This window comes from Candidatus Poriferisodalis sp. (genome assembly GCF_965204125.1).
Lineage (GTDB): Bacteria > Actinomycetota > Acidimicrobiia > Acidimicrobiales > Poriferisodalaceae > Poriferisodalis.
This window is the reverse complement of sequence record NZ_OZ241968.1, coordinates 2,064,890-2,082,572: the sequence shown is the minus strand read 5'-3', so window position 1 is coordinate 2,082,572 and position 17,683 is coordinate 2,064,890. Positions and strand designations below refer to the sequence as shown.

The 17,683-nt window shown below is 68.2% G+C and carries 14 protein-coding genes; 7 read left to right on the top strand and 7 right to left on the bottom strand.

Annotated elements, in window-relative coordinates:
• Positions 1 to 95: 95 nt before the first annotated feature.
• Positions 96 to 2,426: an NAD-dependent DNA ligase LigA gene (ligA, locus tag ACOGXD_RS09765; protein ID WP_419914611.1), complete on the top strand. Its 2,331-nt coding sequence runs from the start codon at positions 96 to 98 to the stop codon at positions 2,424 to 2,426.
• On the opposite strand, the gene ACOGXD_RS09760 is transcribed toward ligA, so the two are convergent.
• The 4 genes from ACOGXD_RS09760 to ACOGXD_RS09745 form a co-directional block, all read right to left on the bottom strand.
• The gene (locus ACOGXD_RS09760) at positions 2,413 to 2,868 is read right to left on the bottom strand and encodes a hypothetical protein (RefSeq protein ID WP_419914609.1); all 456 of its coding nucleotides are present in this window, start codon (positions 2,866 to 2,868) and stop codon (positions 2,413 to 2,415) included. The two genes, ligA and ACOGXD_RS09760, sit on opposite strands and share 14 nt — an antisense overlap.
• Positions 2,865 to 3,965 carry a tRNA 2-thiouridine(34) synthase MnmA gene (gene mnmA / locus ACOGXD_RS09755; protein WP_419914607.1) on the bottom strand — a complete coding sequence of 367 codons (1,101 nt, stop codon included), beginning with the start codon at positions 3,963 to 3,965 and terminating at the stop codon, positions 2,865 to 2,867. The genes ACOGXD_RS09760 and mnmA overlap by 4 nt, the downstream gene beginning before the upstream one ends.
• The gene (locus ACOGXD_RS09750) at positions 3,962 to 5,149 is read right to left on the bottom strand and encodes a cysteine desulfurase family protein (RefSeq protein WP_419914605.1); all 1,188 of its coding nucleotides are present in this window, start codon (positions 5,147 to 5,149) and stop codon (positions 3,962 to 3,964) included. Before ACOGXD_RS09750 ends, mnmA begins: the two co-directional genes overlap by 4 nt.
• A gap of 126 nt (positions 5,150 to 5,275) precedes the next feature.
• Positions 5,276 to 6,118 (bottom strand): IS5 family transposase, encoded by an 843-nt coding sequence (locus ACOGXD_RS09745; protein WP_419914603.1) that lies wholly within the window; start codon positions 6,116 to 6,118, stop codon positions 5,276 to 5,278.
• 304 nt (positions 6,119 to 6,422) lie between these two features.
• On the opposite strand from ACOGXD_RS09745, the gene ACOGXD_RS09740 reads away from it, so the two are divergent.
• Both ACOGXD_RS09740 and ACOGXD_RS09735 read left to right on the top strand, forming a co-directional pair.
• Entirely contained in the window at positions 6,423 to 7,412 is a 990-nt protein-coding gene (locus ACOGXD_RS09740) for a LysR substrate-binding domain-containing protein (protein WP_419914601.1), read from the top strand.
• A gap of 89 nt (positions 7,413 to 7,501) precedes the next feature.
• Positions 7,502 to 8,659: an SRPBCC family protein gene (locus ACOGXD_RS09735; RefSeq protein WP_419914599.1), complete on the top strand. Its 1,158-nt coding sequence runs from the start codon at positions 7,502 to 7,504 to the stop codon at positions 8,657 to 8,659.
• A 69-nt stretch (positions 8,660 to 8,728) separates the two neighbouring features.
• On the opposite strand, the gene meaB is transcribed toward ACOGXD_RS09735, so the two are convergent.
• Both meaB and ACOGXD_RS09725 read right to left on the bottom strand, forming a co-directional pair.
• A complete protein-coding gene (gene meaB / locus ACOGXD_RS09730; protein WP_419914597.1) occupies positions 8,729 to 9,694 on the bottom strand; it encodes a methylmalonyl Co-A mutase-associated GTPase MeaB in 966 nt (321 codons plus the stop codon).
• Between the two features lie 42 nt (positions 9,695 to 9,736).
• Complete coding sequence (locus tag ACOGXD_RS09725; RefSeq protein WP_419914595.1) at positions 9,737 to 11,086, bottom strand: UDP-N-acetylglucosamine 1-carboxyvinyltransferase; 1,350 nt, start codon at positions 11,084 to 11,086, stop codon at positions 9,737 to 9,739.
• A 93-nt stretch (positions 11,087 to 11,179) separates the two neighbouring features.
• On the opposite strand from ACOGXD_RS09725, the gene ACOGXD_RS09720 reads away from it, so the two are divergent.
• The 3 genes from ACOGXD_RS09720 (at position 11,180) to ACOGXD_RS09710 (ending at position 15,222) form a co-directional block, all read left to right on the top strand.
• Positions 11,180 to 12,766 carry an MFS transporter gene (locus tag ACOGXD_RS09720; RefSeq protein ID WP_419914593.1) on the top strand — a complete coding sequence of 529 codons (1,587 nt, stop codon included), beginning with the start codon at positions 11,180 to 11,182 and terminating at the stop codon, positions 12,764 to 12,766.
• Positions 12,767 to 12,807: 41 nt separating this feature from the next.
• Complete coding sequence (locus ACOGXD_RS09715) at positions 12,808 to 13,386, top strand: alpha/beta family hydrolase (protein ID WP_419914591.1); 579 nt, start codon at positions 12,808 to 12,810, stop codon at positions 13,384 to 13,386.
• A 240-nt stretch (positions 13,387 to 13,626) separates the two neighbouring features.
• The gene (locus tag ACOGXD_RS09710) at positions 13,627 to 15,222 is read left to right on the top strand and encodes a replication-relaxation family protein (RefSeq protein ID WP_419914589.1); all 1,596 of its coding nucleotides are present in this window, start codon (positions 13,627 to 13,629) and stop codon (positions 15,220 to 15,222) included.
• A gap of 63 nt (positions 15,223 to 15,285) precedes the next feature.
• Here the strand turns inward: ACOGXD_RS09710 and lhgO are convergent, their stop codons facing one another.
• Entirely contained in the window at positions 15,286 to 16,497 is a 1,212-nt protein-coding gene (gene lhgO, locus ACOGXD_RS09705; RefSeq protein ID WP_419914587.1) for an L-2-hydroxyglutarate oxidase, read from the bottom strand.
• Between the two features lie 144 nt (positions 16,498 to 16,641).
• Here lhgO and glpX point away from each other — a divergent pair, with 144 nt between their 5' ends.
• Positions 16,642 to 17,682 (top strand): class II fructose-bisphosphatase, encoded by a 1,041-nt coding sequence (glpX, locus tag ACOGXD_RS09700; RefSeq protein ID WP_419914585.1) that lies wholly within the window; start codon positions 16,642 to 16,644, stop codon positions 17,680 to 17,682.
• Position 17,683 lies beyond the last annotated feature (1 nt).

The window sequence follows — 17,683 nt, the reverse complement described above, 5'->3', positions numbered from 1 at the left end:
TGCTCCCACAGGCGAAGTCTTGCCGCTGGACACCGCAATTCTCCGTCTTGCTGCTGCCGAAGCAGTCACAGCCCCTCGGTACTCTCAGCAGTGCGATGCCCTCCGAAAGCGATAACTCGACGGGCGAGCGCCAGGAAGCGGCGCTGAGTTCCACTGCCGAGGGTGATCTCGAGCGCATGCGCCAGCTGGCGAGCCTGATCAATCGCTACGACGTGGAATACCACCGCGACGACGCACCGTCGGTGCCCGATGGGGAGTACGACGCCCGCAAGCGCGAGCTCATCGAGCTCGAAGCGCGCTATCCCGACTTCGCAGATCCGAACTCGCCCAGCCAGCGTGTCGGCGCGGAGCTGTCGGCGCTCTTCAGCGAGGTCGTCCACGCCAGGCCGATGATGTCGCTCGACAACGCCATGAGCTTCGACGAGCTGCGGGCGTGGCACGGCCGTGTCATGCGCGGCATGGCTGCGACGCAGCCGACGCTGTTCGACGACGCAGACGCCGATGAATCCGCCGGCGACGGCGGCGAAAACGGCGCCGAGGTGAACCTTCCCGAACCGGAGCTGATTTGCGAGCTCAAGTTCGACGGGCTGGCCGTGTCGCTCCGGTACGAGCAGGGACGCCTTGTCCAGGCGGCGACGCGCGGCAACGGGCGTGTCGGCGAGGACGTCACCGCGAACGTCGTGACCATCGCGGACATCCCCCGGGAACTGAGCGCGGCATCGCCGGTGCCCGAGGCCATCGAGGTGCGCGGCGAGATCTTCCTGCCGCTGGACAGGTTCCGCGAGTTGAACGAGTCGCAGGCCGAGGCGCGCCGAGCCCTCGCCGCGGCCGCGGAAGACGCACGGGAACAGATCGTCGAGGCCCCCGACGGCATGCCGGCGAGCGAGCGGCGGAAGCTCGAATCGCTGGCCAAGCTCACGCCGGTCGATGTGCAGCGCCGACATCCCGACTACGCCAATGCCCGGAACACTGCTGCGGGCAGCCTGCGCCAGAAGGATCCGTCGATCGTGGCGACGCGTGGCCTGTCGTTCTGGAGTTACGACGTCGGCGGGCTGGCCGGCGGGCCCGAGCTCAGCGGCGCTGGCGAGGTCTTCGCGTACCTGGGCAAGCTCGGCATGCCGGTAAACCCCGAAATACGGACCTTCGGCACGCTCGCCGAGGTCGAGGAATTCTGCACGCGCTGGGAACGCGACCGCCACAAGCCCGCCTACGAGATCGACGGGGTCGTGGTGAAGGTGGCCGACCTCGAACTCCGATCTCAGCTCGGCTACACCAGCCGTGCGCCGCGATGGGCGGTGGCCTACAAGTTCCCCCCGGAGGAACGCACGACCAAGCTGCGCAACATCATGGTCTCGATCGGGCGCACCGGTCGCGCCACGCCGTTCGCCTACATGGAACCTGTCTTCGTGGGCGGATCGACAGTGTCGCTGGCCACGCTGCACAACCAGGATCAGGTCGCCGCCAAGGATGTACGCCCGGGCGACACCGTGATCGTGCGCAAGGCCGGCGACGTGATCCCCGAGGTGGTCGGCCCCGTGCTCGCCGAGCGCCCGGAGGGGCTGCCGGAGTGGACGTTTCCCACCGTCTGCCCGGTCTGCGGCCACGGTCTCGTGCGCGAGGAGGGCGACGCCAATACCTACTGCGTGAACCGTTCATGCCGTGAGCGGATCATCCAGGGCATCGGGCACTTCGTAGGCCGGGGCGCACTCGACATCGAAGGCCTCGGCGAGCGAACCGTGGTCCTGCTCTACGAGCAGGGACTCGTCGCCGATGCGGCCGACCTCTTCGGACTGACCGCCCACGACCTCGTCGGGCTCGAGGGATTCGCCGAGAAGTCCGCGACGAGCCTGGTGGCAGAGATCAGCCAAGCACGGGAGGCGCCCTTGGCCCGGTTGCTCATCGGCCTCGGCATCGAGCACCTTGGCCCAACGGCCTCGGAACTGCTCGCGATGCGCTTCGGCGCCCTCGATTCCATCATGGAAGCCACCGACGAGGATCTCGCAGACATCGACGGCATCGGCCCGATCATCGCCGCCAGCGTCACGGGCTTCTTCGCCGACGATGACAACCGGGCGCTGGTGAAGAAGCTGCGCAGCATGGGCGTTCGCTTCGATGTCGTCGATGGTCTTGACGACGGTGGCGACACACCGCAGGTGCTGGCCGGGCGCTCGGTAGTCGTGAGCGGCAACCTCGACGGCTGGTTCATCGGGCGAGACGACGCGAAGCGGGCCATCACACAGCGCGGCGGCAAGTCCACCTCGTCGGTGAACAAGAGCACGTACGCGCTGGTCGCCGGCGAACGTGCCGGTCAGGCCAAGCTGGACAAGGCCGCCGAACTCGGCATCCCTGTCCTCGACGAGGACGGCTTGCGCACCCTGCTCACTGCCGGGACGGTCGACGGGTCAGGTCCTCCTAGAACGTCGTGAAGCACCATTCGTAGGTGAAGTCGGCCGCTTCGACATCGATCGTGGGCGTGGCGACCAGTCGCGCGCACGATCGCCCGGTACGCAGTTTCTCGATGACTTTGCCGTCCCCCGGCGAGAAGAAGTGCTCGCCGAGCTGGATGGTGCCTGCGTCGAGCTGACCGGCGGGAATCGTGGTGCCGTTGATGACCAGCGTCAGCGTCCAGCCGGGTTCGAGCCGAGCTCCGATGGGGCTCTGGTGCGGCACCTGGGCGCCGGGCACCGGAGTGACTGCCTGCAGGCCGCTCGGGTAGGCCGGTGCAGGCTCGCCGCCGCGGGTCAGCCACACCGCCAAGACGACGAGTGCAGCAGCAACGAGCGCACCGAGCGTGATGGCCGTGGAGACGCCCTTGCGCAGCGCCCAAGGCACGCTCGGCTGGCCGTCGGCGGACCCGTCGCGGCTCATGTGAGATGTCCGGCGGCGGTCGCGCCGCCGAGCACCTCGTCGCCCTTGTAGAACACGACCGCCTGGCCAGCCGCGACGCGGCGCTGAGGCACCGCCCACCGCAACTGCCCCTCGGCATCGACGTGCGCCGGCAACGCCGGACCGTGGGCGCTCGTCTGGGCCAGAACGTCGCCTTCGACGGCGGCGCCGGCCCAACGATGATCGAGCAGCCGGAGGCCTGTTGCCGCCAGCTCGGAGGCCCCGCCCACCGTGACACGGCGAGCGGCGATGTCTACGTCGACCGCATAGCGCCGCTGCGGTGCGCCGCCAAGGTCAAGACCCTTGCGCTGACCGACAGTCACGAGCTCCACCGCAGGAGCGGTGCCAACGCGTTGACCCGCCGCATCGACCAGCTCCGCCGGATGCAGGTCGATTCGTTCGGCCAGGAAGCGCTCCCTGCCGGCAGCCTCGGTGATGAAGCAGACATCCTGGCTCTCGGGCTTGTGAGCAGTTCGCAGCCCGAGCTCGGCTGCGAGCGTTCTCAGCTCGTGCTTGCGGTAGTCGCCGACCGGGAACCACAGGTCCGCCAAGTCGGCCTCGGACAGCATGTACAGCACGTACGACTGGTCTTTCGCGCTGTCGGCCCCACGCTGCAGCCGTCGCCTGCCGCTCTGCGAGCAGATGCGAACGTGATGGCCCGTGACCAGACGCTCGAAGCCCAGGCGGCGGGCACGGTCCAGCAGCACGTCGAACTTGACGTGCCGGTTGCAGGCAATGCACGGATTCGGTGTGAGGCCTCGACGGTGTGCGTCTACGTACGGCTCGACCACATCGCGCTCGAACTCGGCCGCATAGTTGAAGACGAAATGGTCGATGCCGAGCTGCTGGCACACCCGTCGGGCATCGTCCACGTCGGAGACCGCGCAGCAGCCCTGGTCCTGCGGGCCGCCCCACAGCTTCAGGGTGACGCCGACCACGTCGTGCCCAGCGCGCAAGCACAGGGCCGCGGCGACCGAGCTGTCGACGCCGCCCGACATCGCAACGAGCACCCTGCTCCCTGCAGCGGCACTGCGCCACGCGGCGCCCCTTGCAGCCGCGCCGTGCCGCTCGGGAGTCATCGCAGCTGCTCCACGCAGTTGGGGATGGCGTCGATGGCTCGCTCGATCTCCCACGGTTCGGTGCACCAGCCCAGCGACAGGCGGAGCGAACCGGCTGCGGCATGGCGCTCAACCCCCATCGCTGCGAGCACATGGCTCGGCTCCATGGCGCCCGACGCGCACGAGGCCGCCGCCGATGCCATGACGTCGAACCGGTCGAGCAACACCAGCAGCGCTTCGGTCTCGATGCCGTCGATGAGCAGCTGGCAGATGCCCGCCGCTCGCCGAGGCCGCTCGACCGTCTCGGCACACCCGTCGATCGCGGCCAGCAGGCCATCTGCCAGCCGGTCCGCCAATTCCCTGATCCGGCAGAGGTCCTCGTCGCGTGTCTCGTGCAGCTCGCCGAGCGCGGCGCCGAGCGCGGCGATTCCCGCTGTGTTATGCGTGCCGCTGCGCCGGTCGGCCTCCTGGCCGCCGCCGAGCTGCTGCGCTGACAGCGTCACGCCGGGCCGGATGGCCAGCACCCCCACGCCCTTGGGCCCGCCGAACTTGTGGCCGCTCAAGGACAGCAGATCTGCCGGACGCGCCGCTTCGGCGATGTCAACCCAGTTGACCCCTTGCACGGCGTCGGTGTGCAGCAGCGCCTCGGGGGCATGGCGCCCGATCACGTCGGCCACGGCATCAAGATCGGCAATGACGCCCGACTCGTTGTTGACCAGCATCACCGACACCAACCCCACGGGTGGTCCCGCATCGGGCGCCAACTGTTCGGCTAGGTGTTCGAGGTCGACGTCACCGCCGGCGTCGACTTGCACATACCGACCGCCGACCGCTTCGACCGGGTGGAGCACCGCGTGGTGTTCGGTCGCCGGGCACAGCGCCGTCGTGCCTGTTGCGGAGGTCACGCCGTGCACCGCGAGATTGTCTGCTTCAGTCCCGCCGCTGGTGAACACGATGCCGTGCGGGTCGAAGCCGAGCGACCCAGCGACGATCTCACGCGCGTCATCGATGGCCGCCCGCGACCTGCGCGCCATGCGGTGCGCGCCCGAGGGATTGGCGAACTGGTGCTCGAAGAACGGCACCATGGCCTCGATGGCGCATGGCCGCATCGGCGTCGACGCAGCGCAGTCGAGATACGCGGGACGCTGGGATTGATCACGCTGAGCCTGCCGATGCTCGGCCGGCTGGTTCTGCACCGCGCTCATGCCGTGAGGTTACGGGTGTGGTCCTCGACCAGCCGCCCGCTGGAGTGAACGCGACGTTGCTCAAGCCAGCGATTCATGGACTCGGCCTATGCGACTCCTTAGGAGCTGAGCCGGTAGGTGTGTTGGTCAGTTGCGTGTCCAGCGGTTTCGGTGGTCGATGAGGCGTGCGGTGATCAGGATTGCGGTGGCCAAACAGAGGGCGGCGTGGCGGTGGAGGGGTTTGCGGTCGGTGTTGCGTCGGAGCTGGCCGTAGTTGGACCACCAGGTGTTGGTGGCCTCGACGATCCAGCGAAGCCCCAAGGTGAGCCGGCCCCGCGAGCCGGGCGGGGGTTTGGTGCCGCGTCGCTGGATGTCGAGATCGGTGATCCCGCGGGCGGCGAGAGCTGCGCGCACTTTGGGGTAGTCGTAGCTGCGGTCCAGGCTCAGGGTGCCGATGTCGTGATGCAGACCGGCGGCGTCCACAGCGTCGAGGGTGGGCCCCAGCAGAGCGACGTCGTTGCGGTTCGCGCCGTCGATGCTCCACCCGATCGGGATGCCGTGCCGTTCAGCGGCGACGGACCATTTCCAGCCCAGCTTGCCCCGGTCCACGGGACTCTTGCCGGTGCCCTCCCCGCCGCCGGGCGCCTTGTGGATCGACCCGTCGACCGCCACCACACCGAGGTCGAGGCCGACGATCCGGTCGAACGCCGCGAGCGCCTCAGCACGAAGCCTGTCGAACACACCCGCAGCGATCCACTCGTCGCGTCGACGGCGCAGCGTCGTGTCCGACACCGCATAGTCCATGATCGCCTCGATGTCGGTCCACGACGAGCCCGTCACCAGCCGGATCAACAGCCCCCGAAAACACACCTCATCAGCCACTCTGGGGTTGTGGCAGCCCAACGGATGGCTGTCATCGGGCGGCGGCACCAACGGCTTCACAGCCGCCCAGATCGCGTCTGACACCTCCGGGTCCATAGCGCGTGTCATGATCCCCACAGCCTCCACTGGTCGTTGGTGGGTGAATGCACTCGCCATCAAACGCGAGACACCACAACGACCGGTGGATGCTCACCTACCGGCGCGGGTCCTTAGGCACAAACGATTGATTTCTTCACGTTCGCGCGACCACGTGCAAGCGGAGTCAGGCGAAAATGCAAGTGGGGACAGATCGCACACGAGGACATGTGCAACTGCCGAATGCCGCCCGAGAGAAAGAGCTTCATGAACATCTCTGCATCGGTGAGCTGGCAGTTTCCCCAGCGATGGCCAATGAAGGTTGCGTGAACGCTCCGTGAGCACACGTACCAACGTCGCCGTAGGCAGGCCGACGATACGCCAGCTGGAGTATCTGGTGGCCCTCGACGCCCATGGGCACATCGGGCGCGCGGCAGCAGCATGCTTCGTCTCCCAGCCGACGCTCAGCACGCAGATCCGGCAGCTTGAGCGCCATCTGGGCGTCACCATCACCGAGCGCGTGGGCCGCGGCATCGTCGTGACGCCTGCAGGCCGCGAACTCGCAGAACGCGCACGAGCGGTGCTGCGTGACACCGACGAGATGCTCGAATGGGGCCGCAGCAGCACGGACGGTCTGGGCGGACCATTGCGAATCGCAGCCATTCCGACGGCGGCGCCCTACTTGCTTGCCCGCATGCTTGCGGTGATCAACGAGCGACATCCAGAGGTGCTGCTGTGCCTTGACGAGCTCAGGGCCTCTGCGCTGGTCGAGGCACTGGTCGCAGCACAGCTTGACCTGGGTCTGATGGCGGAACCAGAGGCGCACGATGACCTCGCGCACACGATCATCCTCGAAGACCCGCTCCTGCTGGCAATGGCGCCCCAGCATCGACTGGCCCGCCAGCCTTCAGTGGCAATCGATGACCTCGCCGGCGAGACCGTGCTGCTGCTCGAGGACGGCCACTGCTTGCGCTGCCAAGTGCTCAAGGTGTGCCGGAGCGTGGGCGCCCGCGAGGTGAGCAAGGGCGGCACGAGCCTGGCGACGATCTGCCAGATGGTGGCCGCGGGGATGGGCGTGACACTGCTGCCCACGAGCGCCGCCCCCATCGAGGCCCGGCGAGGCACCGGAATCGTGGTGCGGCCGTTCAGCGACGTCACGGCGAAGCGACAGCTGGCGCTTGTTTGGCGACGTCGCTCGCCGGCTGCGCCCCTGTACCGGGAGCTGGCCGAACTCATCGCAGCGAGACTGGCAGATGTGAACTCCGGGTCGGCACCCTCGCCTGCGTCATCGAAACCCGACGTCGGCGACGCGACGGCCGCGGGGTGACATCGCCCGTTCTGGGTGCAACACTTGCCGGTCGCTGGAAACGAGCGTCGGCGTGACGCAGTGCACCAGCGATTCGAGACGCGATTCGCGTGCAAGCAGGCATCGACAAGGCAATCACCCCCATGGGCATCGAGGTCTCCATCGACATTCCGGCATCGCCGCAGGAAGTCTGGGATTACGTCGCAGACCTCGCGAGCAACGTCGAGTGGATGGCTGACGCTCAGTCGATCAACTTCACGTCTGCCCAGACCGAAGGTGTCGGCACGACGTTCGACTGCGTCACCAAGATCGGCCCGATGAAGACCACGGACAAGATCGAGGTCACCGAATGGGACCCGCCGAAGACGCTCGGCATTGCCCATCAAGGTGCAGTGACAGGCACTGGCCGCTTCGCGCTCGAGCCCATCGAAGACGGCACCCGCTTCACCTGGAGCGAGGATCTGACGCTGCCGTGGTACTTCGGCTCGCGGATGGGCCAGCAACCTGCCTCGCTGGTGCTGGAACGCGTCTGGCGCAAGAACCTGCGGAACCTGCGCGCACGGATGCTCGAACGTCAGCAGGGACCCACCGGTCACGAGCCCGGACCGCTGCTCGGGATGGGCCGCGACTCAGAGATGCGCGCCTACGGCCCGCACATCATTCGCATGAGCCTGCGCGGCAGAGACCTGAGCCATGAGGCCGAGGCGATGCGTCACGTGCGGGCCCACGGATTTCCCGCACCGGAGGTCATCGAGCAGCCCGACAACCACTCGGTGGTAATGGCGCGTCTGACCGGCCCAACAATGCTCGACGAGCTGGCGGCCAAGCCGTGGCTCCTGACGCGCCACGTCAAGGGTCTGGCACGGCTGCACCGGCTTCTCGGCGACGTGCCTGCCCCAGGCAACTGGGTCAAGGTGTCGGGCGGCAGCTCGGTGGTGCATCTCGACCTGCAGCCCGACAACGTGAAGCTCACGCCCGACGGCCCCGTCGTCATCGACTGGTCGAACGCAGCAGCCGGCGACGCCGCCTTCGACGCGGCCTCCACCTACGTCCGGCTGCGCACTGCCGCGCCCGACAACCACGCTGCGGCCCGGGCGGTCATCAACGCGTTTCGCACGCAGTTCGCCCGCGCGTTCCTCAAGGAGTTCGGTGCCGACGCGATTCTCTCGCACTTGCGCGCGGCAGCCGACCTGCGGCTCCTCGACCGCAACCTGCATCCCAACGAGCGCGAGGCAGTCTTCGCGCTCGCCCGCGGCGAACTCGACTGACGAATTCGCATGAGTCGTCCTGACTTGCCGGAGTCAGGAAACCATCGGCCGTAATCGGTCGACCGCGTTTCAGCGGTCCTGGTCGAGGAGCATCTCGGCGGCGGCGTAGGGATCGAGCTCTCGGCGGGCGAGCTGCTGGCGCAGGCGCTCCGCAGCAGGCCCTTCGGAGAGGGTTGCCACGCGTTCGGCAATGGTGGCCCGCAACACTTCATCAAGCTCGGTCTGCACCCTGGCCGCACGGCGGGACTCGAGTTCGCCCGAGACCGTGCAGTGGTCGCGGTGCGCACAGATGGCATCCCACAACTCCGCGGCGCCCTCGCCGGTGGTGCCCACCGAGGTCAGGATCGGCGGGTCCCAGTCGCCGGGCGCAGAAAGATCCAGCATCTGGCGGATGTCCCGGCACGTTTCCGATGTGCCGGGCCGATCGGCCTTGTTCACCACGAAGATGTCGGCGATCTCCATGAGACCCGCCTTGTTGGCCTGCACCGAGTCGCCCCAACCGGGGTTCACCACGACGACGGTGGTATCTGTCGCGCCCACGATCTCCGTCTCGATCTGGCCGACGCCGACCGTCTCGATCACCACCCAGGGCCAACCCAGTGCGTCCAGCACTCGTACCGCGAGCGGTGTCGCCAAGGTGAGGCCGCCCAAGTGGCCGCGCGTCGCCATCGAGCGGATGTAGACGTTTTCGTCGAAGGTGTGGTCGGACATGCGCACGCGGTCGCCCAGGATTGCGCCGCCGCTGAACGGCGACGACGGGTCAATCGCCAATACCGCCAGCCGCTCGCCCCGCTCGCGTGCCACGCCGACGACGCCTGAGTTGAGCGTCGACTTGCCGGCCCCGGGCGCACCGGTGATGCCGACTGTGTGAGCGCTGCCTGACTGGGCGAACGTGAGCGCGCCCAGCGCACGCGCCTGCGAACCGCCGCGTTCGACCAACGACATCGCCCGCGCCAGGGCGCGGCGCTGTCCCGAGCGCGCAGCTTCCAGAAGCTCTGCAACATCAGCAGCGAGCGGATGGTCGGGTGATGTCATCGGCGCGCCGACAGTAGCGAGACGCGCCGGGAGCGGCACGTTTCAGCGACGCGTGATGATGGCGCCGAGACCGGCCAGCTTTCCCGTCAGATCGTCGTAACCGCGGTCGATATGGGTTGCTCCGGCCACCTCGGTCTCGCCTTCGGCTGCAAGCCCTGCCACCACGAGCGCCGCGCCGGCTCGTATGTCGTGCGCCCGCACGGGCGCTCCCGAGAGGCGTTCGGCACCACGTACCACCGCGTGATGGCCTTCGGTGCGGATGTCGGCACCCATGCGCCGCAACTCGTCGATGTAGCGGAAGCGTCCGGTGAATATGTTCTCGGTGACGATCCCGACGCCGGAAGCCGTGGTGAGCATGGCCACCAGGAATGGCTTGTAGTCGGTGGCGAGGCCGGGGTACGGCAAGGTGGCCACGTCGGCAGATGTGAGACGTTGCGTTGCGGTCGCCCGGATGCCCTCGGCATCGGCGACGATGTGCATGCCCATCTCGGTCAGCTTGCGGATGAGCATGGTCATGTGGTCGCCCACGGCGTGGCGGAGGAATACGGATCCGCCGCACATGCCCACGGCGGCCAAATAGGTAGCAGTCTCGATGCGATCCGAGATCACCCGATAGCCGTCCCCGTCCGCAGGGGTGCCGCCGACTTCTGTGCGAGCCGACGTTCCGATGCCGCCGGCAGTGCTCCTGGGAGAACTCGCGTGCTGACCGGCGGGCGACAGTTGCTCGACTCCCTCAATCGCCAGACCATTCCCGGCCCATCTCGCCTTGGCGCCCATCTGGTTGAGAAAACTGACGAGATCGCCGATCTCGGGTTCTCGCGCGGGGTTCACAATGCGCGTACGGCCTTTGGCCCGCACTGCCGCCATCAGCACGTTCTCCGTCGCGCCCACCGACGGGTACTCCAGCACGATTTCGGCACCAGTGAGTGCTTCAGCCGTGCCGGAGATGTCGCCGTGCGACGTGCGGAAGGTGGCCCCCAGGCTCTCCAGCGCTCGCAGGTGCATGTCGATGGGCCGTGGGCCGAAGTCGTCACCACCTGGCAGCGCCACGCGGGCGGCGCCGAAGCGCGCCAGCAGCGGGCCGAGCACCACGATGGAGGCGCGCATGCGCTCGACGAGGTGATACGGCGCCTCGGTGTTGATCTCGGCCGGCACGTCGATGACCAAACAGTGATCGGTGCGGGTGATGCTGACTCCCATGGCTTCGAGCAGTTCGCACATGACCGACACGTCGGAAATGTCGGGGACGTTTGCCAGAACATGCTGACCCTCGGCCAGCAGGCACGCCGCTATCAGCTTCAGCACGCTGTTCTTGGCCCCGCCGATGCACACCTCGCCGTCGAGGCCGCCGTTGCCTCGCACCACAATCACGTCACCAGCCGACTGAGCCATCGCATTAGCAGTACCACTGCTGCAGGCCTATGGCTAGGCCTATTGCATGGCGGTACCGGGTCACTCGCTGCCATATGTGCTAGGCCCGCCGCCGTGACCTGCCTCGTGCGCACGTTCGTGGCCGATGCCGGCGAGGTGGATGCCCTGCTGCGTCCCCGCGACGACATTGTGGCCGAAATGCCGGCCGCCACGCTCGACGGCGATCACCGCTTCGAGCTCGCAGAGGGGCCGTTCACCAGCTACTCACGCGTCGTCGAGGTCTCGCCAGCCGCGGAGCAATCGGCGGGCTGCACACATGGCGCAGCGGGTGACGTGATGCCCCGTTACGAGGTCACGGAAACAGTCGAGTGGCGCTTGGCGGTGCCGTGGTTCGGCCCGCTCTTCAACGTCGCTGTCCGGCGCGCGATGCGCACGGGACGCACCGGCGACGGCACCCAGCCTGTCTGGGCTCCTCCACGGCGGTTCACCCCACGTGCGGCCACCGTCATGGCCATGCTCGCCGCGGCAGCGATGCTCAGCGGCTACCTGGCGAACGCACCCTCGGAGCTGCACACCTACGCCGCAGACGAATTCGGTGCGGATCAAGCCGCCCAGGGATTGCTGGGGGCCGTCGTGCGCATCGGGACGCTGCTGGCGATCGGCGTGTCGGTACTGGCGGACCGGCACGGGCGCCGGCGCGTCGTGGCGGGCGCCATGGGCATCGGCATCGTTGCTGCCGCGCTCGCAGCCCTGGCACCGAACATGGTGTGGCTGGGCGCGTTCCTGCTGATCGGTCGCACAGCCAATGCGGCGCTCGGTGCCACGGTCGTCGTGATGGCGCTGGAGGAGATCCCCGCCGGCTGCAGGGCGTGGTGCCTGTCGGTGCTGGCCATGTCGGCCGCGCTCGGCGCGGGCGTGGTGGTGTGGCTGCAAACAATCTCGGATCTTGCGCCGTGGGCATGGCGCCTGGTGTTTGCCTTCCCGCTCGTCGCGCTGGCAGCCGCTCGCCCGCTGCTCCGGCGGCTGCCGGAGAGTCGCCGGTTCGAGCGGCGGGGTCGGGGCGTGACATTGCGCGGCTACTGGCGGCCGATTGCGCTGCTGGGGGCCATCTATCTGGCATTCGGACTGTTCCTGGGCCCCATCGACTGGTTCCGCAACGAGTACCTGCGCGACGAGCACGGCTTCAGTGCCGGCTTGGTGTCGCTGTTCGTGCTGGGCACCGCGACGCCCGCCGGCCTCGCCGTCTACGCAGCAGGCAGGCTCGCCGATTCCCGGGGGCGGCGAATCATCCTGTCCGTGGCCTCAGTGGCCGGGCTTGGCTCGCTGGTGGTGCTGTTCAACGTGTCCGGCGCCGCACTGTGGATCGCAGGCCTGGTCGGGGCGATGCTGTCGGCGGGACTGCTGCCAGCGCTCGGCGTGTACCGCGGCGAGCTGTTCCCGACTGCCCTGCGGGCACGCGCCGCGACGCTGACCGGTGCCATGGGCGTCGGTGGCGCGGCAGCAGGAATCTATTTCGCCGGCCGGCTGCGCACGGCGTGGGGCAGCTTCGGCGATGTGATCGCTCTGCTGTGGGTAGGGCCGCTGCTGGCGGTCACCGTCGCCGTGTTGTGGCTGACCGAGCGCAGCGGGCAGGAACTCGAAGAGCTGCATCCCGCCGACGCCGCCGCAGATCCCGAGGGCCCGTGGTCACGCGGCCTGTGAACGATTCCGGTGAGACCGGGCCGGGACATGATGGGTCTGCGATGCGCGCTGCCGAAGCACTCCTGCTGACACCAGGTGCCGGTGGCGGCGCGGATCATCGCACGCTCGTCGAGATCGATGACGCGCTGTCGGGCCGCCTGCCGGTGCGCCGTCACGACTTCGCATACCGGAGAGCCGGGCGGCGCGCGCCGCCGCACGCGCCCAGCGTCGTTGCCGAACTGCTGGGCGACCTGCCCCAGATTGCGGCCGATCTGGGCGTGTCGCCGGGCGGTCTGGTGATCGGCGGCCGGTCGTTCGGCGGCCGTGTCTGCTCGATGGCAGTGGCCGATGGCGCCCGCGCCGCAGGGCTCGTGCTGCTCAGCTACCCGCTGCACCCGCCCGAACGGCCCGAGCGCCTCCGCACCGAGCACTTCGAGCGGATCGGCGTACCGTGCCTGTTCGTCTCGGGCACGCGTGACCCGTTTGCCACTCCTGAGGAGCTGAGCGAGCACACCCGGGCCATCGCGGGCCCGGTCACACTCGCTTTCGTTGACGGTGGCCGACATGATCCCAACACGATCGCGGCCCGTCAGGCCATCGTCGAACACCTCAACTGCTGGCTCGACACGCTCGGAGGCTGAGCCACCGGCTCGATCTCGTGAGCCGAACGGGCAGCGGCTCGCGGGCACCTGCCGCACTGACGCAGCCGGGACTGCTCAAGATCGCTTTGCATATCCGGCCGGAAAGCGTGGTATTGCCGGTTTCGGGCTTGAGCCGCGGCAGGCGACGGCTCACTCCTCGGGGTGCCAGCCGAAACCGATCGAGCGTCGGCGAGCCTGCTCAGTGCCGCCGATCAGCGCTTGGTCCGAATCATCGGACGCATGCCCTTGGTGAGTGTCCCGAACTTGGCACCGATCCTCACTGACGACGAGCGCCGGGTGCGGGCCCGGCTGGGCTCGCTGCGCCAGACAGGCTGGATCGAGTGCATGAGCGTGGGGATGACCGAAGCCCGCCAGCAGCGCTGGTTCGTCACGAACCAAGCCGCTCAGGCTCTCTACGCCCACGATGGCGTGCACACTACGGGGGACTGCGATCCACCGACGACGCCCTTCTCAGACCGCCTGCCAGTCAACGCGCCGACGTCGGAACCTCGTGAGCACCTGCCGTGGACAGCCACCGCGCGAGGCGTGCGTACCGGCGTGCGGCGACTGGCTGCGCTGGAGCCGCTCTACCGGCTCGCCCCGGGTTTGCTGCATTCAGGCTGGCTGCGCGTACCCGACAGCGACACTGCCGACCGTCTCGATATCGGCATGACCGACTTTCGCCTGCTGCGCTACGGCGGCTGGTTTCATGCCGTCGCGCACTACGGCGAGCACTACTGGGTCACGTTCACCTACGTCGGCCTGCACGCCACCGAGAGGGCGTTGCGCCGCAAGCGAGCCCATCGCTTCTGGGGCCTTGACGCCTACGCGAGCGAGCACGATGCGCACGAGCGAGCTGTCGATCGTGTCTTCTACGGTGACCCCGAATACGAAGCCACGCCCTCCGCGCAGGTGATGCTGGCTGCGGACTCGTGGGCGGCCCACCTGGCGCAGCGCGAGTTCGCTCGCGGCGCCCGGCCGCTGATCTGCACCCCCGACGGACTCTGGGGCGATCCGGTCGAACTGCGCCCCTCCCGTGATCGGGTCGATGATCCGGTCACGCCGGTGGCAGCGGGGCGGGCAGAGCAACTGAGGCGCTGGCGACGCATCAACGCCGACACCGTGGCCATCACCGATCCCCTCACCTACGCAACATTCATGGCTGTCGCCCAATTCCCGGCCATGCGAGGACGCGAGCTCAGCCGCATGTTGAGCGCTTCGCAGCGGAGCGTCAACGACGCACTCGCCAGGCTCGTCGAGGTCGGACTCATCGATCGTTTCGATGGCCGCTGCTATCTCACCGAGCAGGGTCTGCGGCGAGCTGCCAATGTCAGTCGACTGCTGGCGTCTGCGCTCATCCGGCGACACGGCGCATACCTGCTGCCCGCCTTCCGGCACAGACAGCGCCACCACGACGATGGTGTCAACCAACTGGTGCTGCAGTTCGCCGCCGAAGGCGCGGCAGCATTCGTGGGCTGGAGGGGGGAGATCAACGTACCCGGCGTCACCCAGATCAGGCCCGACCTCGTGGTGCTGGTTGCCGACGGACCTCTCGGCGCCGGCACCCACTGCCTCGAGTACGAGCGCAGCGCCACCAGCCCTGCTGAGGTCATCGAGAAGATGAGGACGTACCGCAAGTGTGCGGCCGTGGGACGTCACGTGCCCTTGCTGATGGTCTGCGAAACCGAGCAAGCCGCCGAGAGATTCGCCGAGTTCGACACGCTGGTGCCGCTGCTGGTCACCCACATGGCGGCCGTCGAGGCAGGCCGGCTGACGGGTGACAGCACCGTCTGGCGGAAACGCGATACCGCTGCGGTCTCGCTGCACTGCGTGTGAGGGCTGAGTCGGCGACCTGATGCCCGCATCCGGCACCGGGCGTCGTCAACGCGGCGGCGAATCTCAGCCGTCGATCCGATCGACAATCATCCTGGCGATCTCCAAGCTTGAGGTGGCCGCAGGACTCGGGGCGTTCAGCACGTGGGTGCTGCGGCTGGCGACTGTGACCGCAAAATCGTCCTCGAGTTCGCCTGCGGGATCCATGGCCTGGGCACGCACGCCGGCGGGCGAGGGCACGAGATCGTCGGCTTCGATGTCGGGCACCAGCCGCTGCAACGCCCGGGTGAACGCTGCCTTGTTCAGCGAGCGCCACACCTCCCCCGCTCCGGTGCGCCAGTAGCGACGGGCGAGTCGCCACAGGCCGCGATTGGTGACGTGCTCGCGCAGCTGTGCCCTGCTGATGTCGCCCCAGCGGTAGCCCTCTCGGGCCAGTGCGAGCACCGCGTTGGGGCCGGCGTGGATCGTGCCGTCGATCATCCGAGTCAGATGTACTCCGAGGAACGGGAAGCTGGGATCGGGCACCGGGTAGATCAGGTTGTTCACGAGGTGCGAGCGCTCCGGCACCAGCTCGTAGTACTCGCCGCGGAACGGGACGATCCGGTAACCATCCGCCGCACCGGCGAGCGCCGCCACCTGGTCGCACCGCAGCCCTGCACAGTTCACGAGCCACGCCGCCTCCAGGTCCCCGGAAGTGGTGGTGATCCGGACGCGGTCCGCGGCGGGAGCGAGCCCGACAACCGCGGTGCCCGTCCGCAATTCGCCGCCGGCAGCGGTGATCTCGTCGATGAGCGCGCGGCACACCGCGCTGTAGTCGACAATCCCAGTGCTGGGGATGAACAGCGCCTCCACACCGGCGCAGTAGGGCTCGAGCTCAGCGAGGCGGCGGGCGTCGATCAGTTCCGCGGCCACGCCGTTGCTGGCCGCACGCTCATAGAGCGCTGCCAACCGCGCCTGCTCGGTGCTGTCCACCGCCACGATGACCTTGCCGCACAACTCGTGCGCAATGCCACGCTCGCGGCAGAACTCGACCATCGAGCTGCGCCCGGCGACTGCCAGCGAGGCCTTGGCTGACCCCGGCCGGTAATACACGCCTGAGTGCAGCACTCCGGAGTTGCGACCGGTCTGGTGCAGCGCCGGCCGCTCCTCGGCCTCACAGATCACCACCCGGTGGCCCGGATGGTCAGCCAGATACCTGTGCGCCGTGGCCAAGCCGATGATGCCCGCCCCCACGACGGCCAGATCGGCACCAGCCGACGAGGTCGAAGCGCTGCTCACCGGGGCGAAGCTATCGCCAGAGGCGAAGCCGTGGCCCGAGCGGCCCGTGAGCCCAATCGCATGAGAACGGGGAACAAGAGCGGGAAGCACAAGAGGCCTAATCAGAAGGCTCATCTCTCCGCGCATCCTCTAGGGTCGGCGGCAATGAATGACAATCGCAGGTTCCGCAGCGATCGAGGTCGCGTCGGCGGTCCAGATCTCAGCCGTCAGGCACCTGATCGCAACCTGGCACTCGAACTGGTGCGCACTACCGAGGCGGCAGCAATGGCCGCTTCACGCTGGATGGGCCGCGGCGACAAAGACGGCGCCGACGGCGCCGCGGTGGACGCCATGCGGGTGGTGCTGTCGAGCGTGCCGATGGACGGCATCGTCGTGATCGGCGAGGGCGAGAAGGACGAAGCGCCGATGCTGTTCAACGGCGAGCTGATCGGCGACGGCACCGGGGCTCTGACCGACGTCGCGGTGGACCCGATCGATGGCACCACGCTGACATCGCTCGGACGGGGCAATGCCATCGCGGTGATCGCCGTCTCGCCGCGCGGCACCATGCTGGATCCCGGTCCGTGCGTCTACATGGAGAAAATCGCTGTGGGTCCCGACGCCAAGGGCGTCGTCGACCTGAACCGGTCGCCCGCAGAGAACCTGCGAGCCATCGCAGAGGCCACCGGCCAAGGTCTGCGCGACCTCACCGCGGTGGTGCTCGACCGCGATCGCCACTCCGAGCTGATCGGGGAGATCCGCGAGACAGGCGCTCGCATCAGGCTCATTCCCGACGGCGATGTGGCCGGTGCCATCTCCGCGGCCGCGAGCGACTCGACCGACGTGCTGTTCGGCATCGGCGGCACGCCCGAAGGCATCATCTCGGCAGCGGCGCTGAAGTGCCTCGGCGGCGAGCTGCAGGGCCGGCTGTGGCCCCGCAACGACCATGAGCGCCAGGCAGCCGTTGCCGCCGGCTACGACCTCGACCGGGTGCTGCACATCGACGATCTCGTCCAGTCCGACGACGTTTTCTTTGCTGCCACCGGCATCACCGACGGCGAATTGCTGCACGGCGTGAAGTTCACGGCGCATCGCGCCACCACCGACTCGCTCGTGATGCGCTCCCGCAGCGGCACCGTGCGCCACATCAAGGCCACCCACGACATCGACAAGCTCAGCGCCTACGCCGCGGTGGACTTCACCTGAG